We start from the raw sequence: 8,040 nt of genomic DNA on the forward strand, positions 1-8,040 counted from the left end.
AAAAAGAATGATAAGTATGATACAATCTCAGAAAAGATTTCGGGGTGGGCCGAGACCTCACAGGAAGTTCTTGCCGAGATTAAATTCGGTCTGCTCCTTGGTCTCGTCCTCAATGGTGTAGGCGCCTCGCTCCAGGGCCACCATACCGGTGCGCACCAGCTCCAGAATACCGAAGGCCTCCAGCAGCTTCTGCATGGCCTCCGCCTTAGTCTCGTCGCCAATGAGGGCCAGGGTCAGGGATTTCAGGGACACGTCGATGATGGAGGCCCGGAAGATGTTGGCAATCTGGATGACCTCGTTGCGGATGTCGTGGGTCTCCGCCTTCACCTTGAACATGACCAGCTCCCGGCGGATGGACCGCTCCGGCTTCAACTCTTGGACGGAGTAGACGGGGAACTGCTTGCGCAGCTGATTCATGATCTGCTCGATCATGGGGCCGTCGGCCAGCACTTCAATGGTGATACGGGACACCGTGGGGTCGTCGGTGGTACCCACAGCCAGGGATTCAATGTTATAGCCTTTGCGGGAAAAGAGCCGGGAGACCTGGGACAGGACGCCGGCGGAGTTTTCCACCAGCACCGAGAGGGTGCGGCGGGTGACGTTCAGTTCGTTCATAGTCCACACCCTCCTTTAATCCAGAATGAAGTCGGTGACCGGGGTGCCGGCCGATACCATAGGATGCACCATAGCGTCCTTATCAATGGCGCACTCGATCACATAGGGCTTGCCGGAGGCTACCGCCCGGCGGAAGGCCGCCTCAAATTCCGGCTGGGTGGCGGCCCGCTCGCCCTGGATGCCGTAGGCCTCCGCCAATTTTACAAAGTCGGGCCCGCGATCCAGGTCAGTCTGGGAGAATCGTTTGTTGTAGATCAGATTCTGCCACTGACGGACCATGCCCAGGGTGCGGTTATTGAAAATGACCGTGATGACCGGGATGTTGTAATGCTCGGCGGTACACAGTTCATGGCAGTTCATGCGGAAGCAGCCGTCGCCGGTACACTGGACCACCACCTTGCCGGGATTGCCCACGGCGGCGCCCATGGCGGCACCCAGGCCGAACCCCATCGTGCCGAAGCCGCCGGAGGTGATGAACTGGCCGGGCCGGGAGAAGTGGTAGTACTGGGCGCACCACATCTGGTGCTGGCCCACGTCGGTGGTGATGATGGCGTCCCCGTCGGTGACGTCCTGGATGGTCTCCAGGATCTCATGGGGGTGGAGGATCTCATCCTTTTTCAGGGGGACCTCCTGGTGGGAGAATACCCACTGTTTCCACTCAGGGTAGTCGTGAGCGGGCAGCCTGGCGTTAAGCAGTTCCAGCACCCGGCGTGCGTCCCCGATGATGTGGTGGTGGGTCTTGACATTCTTGTCGATCTCCGCCCGGTCGATGTCGATATGTACGATCCTGGCGTTAGGAGCGAAGGTGGCGGGGTCGGTGGCCACCCGGTCGGAGAACCGGCAGCCGATGGCGATGAGCAGATCGCACTGGTCGCTGGCCATGTTGGAGGCGTGGGAGCCGTGCATGCCGATCATGCCGGTGAACAGGGGGTGGTTGCCCGGGCAGGCGCCGCCGCCCATGATGGTGGAGGCTACCGGAGCGTTGAGGGTCTCAATGAATTTGCGGAACTGAGGTACCGCGCCACGGGAGCGGATGACGCCGCCGCCCACCAATACCAGGGGCCTGCGGGCCTCCTCAATCATGTCCAGCAGGGTCTGAATATCGCCGGCGTCTGGCTCGGGGGCTTTCAGCTCGTGGCTGGCCCGGCGGAGCATGGCGCCCAGACGGCCGTGGTTGGGGTGTTCGGCCAGAGGGAGGGGTTCATACTCCGCCTCGGCGGCGGTAACGTTCTTGGCGATATCCACCAGCACCGGTCCGGGCCGGCCGGTGCGGGCAATGGCAAAGGCCTCCCGGATCACGTCGGCCAGCTGGGTGGGGTCCTTCACCAGGTAGTTGCACTTGGTAATGGGCATGGAGATGCCGGTGATGTCCACCTCCTGGAAGGAGTCCTTGCCGATCAGGTTCTCGCTGACATTGCAGGTAATGAACACCACAGGGGAGGAGTCGTAGTAGGCGGTGGCAATGCCGGTGGTCAGGTTGGTGGCCCCGGGGCCGGAGGTGGCGAAGCACACCCCCACCTTGCCGGTGGCCCGTGCATAGCCGTCGGCGGCATGGGAGGCGCCCTGCTCATGGGCGGTCAAGATGTGCCGGATCTTATTTTTATAGCCGTGCAGCTCGAATTCGTCGTATACATTCAGAATGGTGCCGCCGGGGTAACCGAATACGGTATCCACCCCCTGCTCCAGCAGACATTCCATTAAGATCTGGGCTGTTTTCATTCTCATGGTGGAAAGACCTCCTTTGGCTGGTATGGGAGAAAAACAACATGGCGGCTTCGTCCCATAGGACGAAGCCGCCATGACACTCCGTGGTACCACCTAATTTCGCGGGCAGGCCCGCGCACTCTTGCCCCGATAACGGGGGGTGGCCGTTCCCGCCTACAGCCTTCGGCGGGACCGCTCCCGGGTGACCTTCCGGTGCGGCCTCACGGGAGCTTACACCAGCCGCTCCCTCTCTGCGCTTGCGCGCCGCCCGTACTGTCCCGGTCATCGCATTTAGGGCTTACCCAACCGGGTAAGCTGCAAATTGTAGGTATTATGATAACGTTCCCCTCCCGCTTTGTCAATCGGCCTTTTGAAACTTCTGCATTTTAAACAAGTAAAGCGCCCAAGCAAGACCAAAAATTAAACGGTTCCGTCAATCAACAAACCGGCCGGTATAGAGGGCTCCTGAGGGCAAAAGAAGGGAATAAACGCAGCTTTTTTACAAAACCTGCCGGTTTAAAACAAAAAATGGGGAGAAATTTGACGGTTTTAACTGGACAATTGAACCGCTTTGCGATATGATTATTCTGTTTGAGATACCGGTCAAACAACTCAGAAAAATGGCCCGTGTGTGGGTCAGATTTGCGAGGTGGACCTATGAAGCAAAGCTTTTACGGCGGCGTGCACCCCCATGACCGGAAGGAGCTGGCACGCCACAAGGAGATAGCGCCTCTGAGCGCTGCTCCCAAGCAGGTGGTCATCGCTATGTCCATGCATATCGGTGCCCCCTGTAAGCCCATCGTGGCGGTGGGCGACCACGTCAAAGTGGGTCAGAAGATCGGCGAGATCGCCGGTCTGGGCGCACCCATCCACGCTTCGGTCTCCGGCGAGGTCAAAGCGGTGGAGCCCCGTCCCTATGTGGGCGGCGGCAAGTGCATGTCGGTGGTGATCGAGAACGATTTCCAGGACACCTGGGGATCTGAACTGGTTCCCCATGCCGACTACACCAAGCTGAGTGCGGATGAGATCGTCAACATCGTGAAGGAAGCGGGCATTACCGGTATGGGCGGCGCCGGCTTCCCCACCCATGTGAAGATCAGCTCCGGTATCGGCAAGGTGGACACCGTGATCCTCAACGGCGCCGAGTGCGAGCCCTACATCACCGCCGACCATCGTCTCATGCTGGAGCATGGCGAGAAGGTCATCGGCGGCCTGCGCATTCTGCTGCAGGCTTTCGGCCTGAAGAACGGCGTGATCGGCGTGGAGGAGAACAAGGAAGACGCCATCGAGCATCTGCGGGCGCTGGTGGGCGGCAGAGGCGACGTAACTGTGGAGTCTCTGCGCACCCGGTACCCCCAGGGCGCTGAGAAGCAGCTCATCCAGCGCATCACCGGCCGGGAAGTACCTCCCGGAGGCCTGCCCGCCCATGTGGGCTGCGCCGTGTTCAATGTGGGCACCGCCGCCGCCGTGTACGACGCCGTGGTGGAGGGCAAGCCCGTCACCCACCGCGTCATCACCGTCACCGGCGACGCCATCCAGGACCCCAAGAACCTGATGGTACCCCTGGGTGTGTCCTTCCAGACCCTCATCGACGAGGCCAAGGGCTTTAAGGAAGAGCCTGAGCGCATCCTCACCGGCGGCCCCATGATGGGCATCGCCCAGTATGATCTGGACGTCACCTGCATCAAGGGCACCAACGCCGTACTCTGCCTCACCAAGCATGAGGCTGCCCCTGTGGTGGAGGAAGAGGTCTGCCTGCGCTGCGGCCGCTGCGTCAACGTCTGCCCCATGCACCTGACTCCTGTGTACATGCACCTGTACGCCGAGAAGGGCATGTGGAAAGAGGCGGAGGCCCTCAACGTTATGGACTGCATCGAGTGCGGTTCCTGTAACTACATCTGCCCCGCCCGTATCCATCTGGTCCAGTCCTTCCGCGTGACCAAGGGTGAGCTACGGAATCTGGCGGCCAAGGAAAAAGCGGCAAAGGAGGCGGCCAAAGCATGAATGAGGAAAAGAAGCTGAATCTGACGGTGGCCTCGTCCCCCCACGTGGCCTCCCCCATTGATACCCAGAACCTGATGCGCGACGTGCTGATCGCGCTGGTGCCCGCCCTGATCATGGGCGTGGTGTTCTTCGGCCCTCGTGCCCTCGTTGCTACCATCATCTCCGTGGTGGCCTGCGAGTTCTTCGAGTGGGCCTACCGCAAGCTGATGAAGAAGTCCTGCGCCAACAAGGACCTGTCCGCCGCCGTCACCGGCGTGCTGCTGGCCTTCGTGTGCGCGCCCACCCTGCCCTACTGGATGCTGATCATCGGCGATTTCTTCGCCATCGTGGTGGTCAAGCAGCTTTTCGGCGGTCTGGGTCAGAACTTCATGAACCCCGCCCTGGGCGGCCGTGCCTTCCTGATGCTGTGCTATCCCGTGGCCATGACCACCTGGATCGTGCCCGGTATCGGTGCTGACAAGTGGGCCGGCCTCATCTCCGGCGAGGTCACTATGGCCGGCGCCGACATCGTCACCGGCGCCACCCCCCTGTCCGCCGACTTTATGCACGGCGGCCTGCTGCCCGAGGCCTCCCTGCTGGACGCCTTCGTGGGCAACGTGGGCGGCTGTATCGGTGAGGTTTCCGCCCTCATGCTGCTGCTGGGCGGGCTGTACCTGATCTGGCGGGGCGTTATCCGGGCCCGTATCCCTGTGGCCTACATCGCCACCGTGGCGGTACTCACCTTTGCCTTCCCCATGGGCGGCAACGACCGGCTCACCTGGATGCTCTATCAGCTGTGTACCGGCGGCCTGATGCTGGGCGCCTTCTTCATGGCTACCGACTATGTGACCAGCCCCGTCACCAAGAAGGGCGAGGTCATCTTCGGCATCGGCTGCGGTCTGCTCACCGTGTTCATCCGCTACTTCGGCGGCTATCCCGAGGGCGTGTCCTACTCCATCCTGATCATGAACTGCTGCGTGTGGCTCATCGACAAGGTGGGTAAGCCCAACCGCTACGGCGTCACCAAGGAAATGAAGGCTGCCGCCAAGGCGAAGGCCAAAGCCGGAAAGGAGGGCTAAGCCATGAGCGAAACTGTAACCAAGAAGAAAGAAGCCGGCATGGCCACCCTGGTCATCGTGCTGTTTGCCATCTGTGCTGTTACCGCCCTGCTGCTGGGCCTGACCAACGAGGTCACCAAGCCCTACATTGCGGCCAATAACGAAAAGACCACCCAGGAGGCCATGGCTGCCGTGTTGCCTGCCGACAGCTATGAGAAGGTTACCGATCAGTACACCGGCGGCGATGCCACCGTGGAAGACGTCTACAGCGCCGGCGACGCCGGCTATGTGGTGCAGGTCAAGCCCGCCACTTCCTTCAGCGGCAACCTGACCATCATGGTGGGCGTGGACGCCACCGGAGCCTGCTCCGGTGTGTCCATCGTTAAGACCGGCGAGACCTCCGGCCTGGGTTCCAACGCCAGCAAGGAGGATTTCCGTGCCCAGTTCGTTGGTGCCACTGGTGAGGTCCATGTGACCAAGGATGGTGGCACCATCGACGCGCTCACCGGCGCCACCATCACCTCCCGAGGCGTATGCGAGGCGGTTTCCTCCGCTATTGCCGCCGCGGCCAGCATGGGTTAAGGAGGGAACGAACCATGAATGCAAGAAAACAACTGATGGACGGTCTGTTCTATCAGAACCCCGTTACCGTCCAGCTGCTGGGTATGTGTTCCACCATGGCCATCACCACCACCCTGTTCAACGGACTAGGCATGGGTGTGTCTGTGCTGGTGATCCTGACCCTGGCTAATATCATTATCGCTGCTCTGCGTAAGATTATTCCAAACAATATCCGTATTGCCTGCTTCATCGTGGTCATTGCCGGTTTCGTGACCATCGTGGACCTGATGCTCCAGGCATTCGTACCTGCCCTGTCGGCCAGCCTGGGTCTGTTTATCCCCCTGATCGTGGTAAACTGTATCATTCTGGGTCGGGCCGAGTCCTTCGCCTACAAGAACGGCATCGGTGCTTCCGCCATGGACGGTATCTTCCAGGGCCTGGGCTATACCATGATCCTGGTAATCATGTGTGTTATCCGTGAGTTCCTGGGCAATGGCACGATCATGGGCGGCCTGCTGGAGATCGGCAAGGACGGCAACCTGGTCTTCGGCCTGGGTACCGCCGCCGGCATTCGCATCCTGCCCGAGGGCATCCCCGCTCTGGGCATGATTCTCCCCGTGGGCGGCTTTATCACGCTGGCCGTGCTTATCGCTGCCATGCAGTACATCCTGAACAAGCCCAAGAAGGGCGAGAAAAAGGCTGAGGAGGTGGCCAAGTAATGGATTGGGCAAACCTGTTTACCGTGGCCCTTGGCGCCATCCTGGTCAATAACTTTATCGTGGCTCAGTTCCTGGGCATCTGCCCCTTTATGGGCGTGTCCAAGAAGGTGGAGACGGCCTCTGGCATGGGCCTGGCGGTCATCTTCGTCATGGGTCTGGCTTCCGCTATCTGCTGGCCCATCAATGAGCTGATTCTGGTGCCTCTGGGGCTGACCTTCATGCAGACCGTGACCTACATCCTGGTCATCGCCGCCCTGGTGCAGTTCATTGAGATGTTCCTGAAGAAGTCCATGCCCTCCCTCTATGAGGCCCTGGGCGTGTACCTGCCTCTGATCACCACCAACTGCGCCGTGCTGGGCGTGGTGCTGCAGAACACCCAGAACAACTACGACTTCATCACCAGCGTGGTGTACGGCGTCACCGGCGGTATCGGCTTCCTGCTGGTTATCGTGATCTTCGCCAGCATCCGTGAGCGCATGGAGTTCTCCAAGTGCCCCAAGGCCTTTGAGGGCTTCCCCATCGCCCTGATGGCCGCCGGCCTGGTGGCCCTGGCCTTCATGGGCTTCTCCGGCCTGAAGGTCTTTGGTTAAGGGAGGCGGATGAATCATGGATATGAATACTGTTATCTTTGCCGTTGTGGTCCTGGCTGTGCTGGGCGCCATCTTCGGCCTGGTCCTGGCCATTGCCGCCAAGGTGTTCGCCGTTGAGGTGGACCCCCGGGAGGAGGCCATTCTGGGCTGCCTGCCCGGCGCCAACTGCGGCGGCTGCGGCTTCCCCGGCTGCTCCGGCTATGCCGCCGCCGTGGTGAAGGGTACCGCCCCCGTCAACGCCTGTGCCGCCGGCGGTGAGGCTGTTGCCAACCAGATCGGCGAGATCATGGGCGTGTCCGCCGGCGCTGCCGTGAAGCAGATCGCTCAGGTTCACTGCACCGGCTGCGGTCAGAACTACAAGCAGTACAACTATGTGGGCCTCCACGACTGCGTGGCCGCCTCCAAGCTGCCCGGCGGCGGCGATCTGGGCTGCTCCTACGGCTGCCTGGGTCTGGGTTCCTGTGAGAAAGTCTGCCCCTTCGACGCCATCCACGTCATCGACGGCGTGGCCAAGGTGGACGAGGAGAAGTGTAAGGCCTGCAACAAGTGCGTGGACGTGTGCCCCCGCCACATCATCGCTCTGGAGCCCTATAAGACTAAGCGTCACGTCACCATTCCCTGCTCCTCCCACGACAAGGGCGCGGACGCCCGGAAGGTATGCGACAACGGCTGTATCGGCTGTTCTCTGTGTATGAAGAACTGCCCCAAGGAAGCCATCACCATGGTCAACAATCTGGCCGTCATCGACTACGAGAAGTGCATCGGCTGCGGCATCTGCGCCCAGAAGTGCCCCCGCAAGCTGATCACCGT

The 8,040-nt window shown here is 60.9% G+C and carries 8 protein-coding genes and 1 other annotated feature; of the genes, 6 read left to right on the forward strand and 2 right to left on the reverse strand.

Annotated elements, in window-relative coordinates:
- Positions 1-57: 57 nt before the first annotated feature.
- Together ilvN and ilvB are read right to left on the reverse strand one after the other, a co-directional pair.
- Positions 58-615, reverse strand: coding sequence for an acetolactate synthase small subunit (gene ilvN / locus Q0K43_RS09085; protein WP_297290231.1), 558 nt, complete (start codon positions 613-615; stop codon positions 58-60).
- 15 nt (positions 616-630) lie between these two features.
- Positions 631-2,340: a biosynthetic-type acetolactate synthase large subunit gene (ilvB, locus tag Q0K43_RS09090; RefSeq protein ID WP_297290232.1), complete on the reverse strand. Its 1,710-nt coding sequence runs from the start codon at positions 2,338-2,340 to the stop codon at positions 631-633.
- A 55-nt stretch (positions 2,341-2,395) separates the two neighbouring features.
- Positions 2,396-2,614, reverse strand: a binding site (T-box leader).
- Positions 2,615-2,976: 362 nt separating this feature from the next.
- Here ilvB and rsxC point away from each other — a divergent pair.
- The 6 genes from rsxC to Q0K43_RS09120 form a co-directional block, all read left to right on the forward strand.
- Complete coding sequence (rsxC, locus tag Q0K43_RS09095; protein ID WP_297290233.1) at positions 2,977-4,323, forward strand: electron transport complex subunit RsxC; 1,347 nt, start codon at positions 2,977-2,979, stop codon at positions 4,321-4,323.
- The gene (locus tag Q0K43_RS09100) at positions 4,320-5,381 is read left to right on the forward strand and encodes an RnfABCDGE type electron transport complex subunit D (protein WP_297290234.1); all 1,062 of its coding nucleotides are present in this window, start codon (positions 4,320-4,322) and stop codon (positions 5,379-5,381) included. Before rsxC ends, Q0K43_RS09100 begins: the two co-directional genes overlap by 4 nt.
- Positions 5,382-5,384: 3 nt before the next feature.
- Positions 5,385-5,942, forward strand: coding sequence for an RnfABCDGE type electron transport complex subunit G (locus Q0K43_RS09105; RefSeq protein WP_087388325.1), 558 nt, complete (start codon positions 5,385-5,387; stop codon positions 5,940-5,942).
- Between the two features lie 14 nt (positions 5,943-5,956).
- Positions 5,957-6,640 carry an electron transport complex subunit RsxE gene (gene rsxE / locus Q0K43_RS09110; RefSeq protein ID WP_087187713.1) on the forward strand — a complete coding sequence of 228 codons (684 nt, stop codon included), beginning with the start codon at positions 5,957-5,959 and terminating at the stop codon, positions 6,638-6,640.
- Positions 6,640-7,230 (forward strand): electron transport complex subunit RsxA, encoded by a 591-nt coding sequence (gene rsxA / locus Q0K43_RS09115; RefSeq protein WP_297290235.1) that lies wholly within the window; start codon positions 6,640-6,642, stop codon positions 7,228-7,230. Before rsxE ends, rsxA begins: the two co-directional genes overlap by 1 nt.
- 22 nt (positions 7,231-7,252) lie before the next feature.
- On the forward strand, positions 7,253-8,040 hold a 788-nt coding region (locus Q0K43_RS09120; protein ID WP_297290236.1), incomplete at its 3' end, for an RnfABCDGE type electron transport complex subunit B.

Origin of the sequence: uncultured Flavonifractor sp., assembly GCF_944383115.1 — a bacterium.
GTDB lineage: Bacteria > Bacillota > Clostridia > Oscillospirales > Oscillospiraceae > Flavonifractor.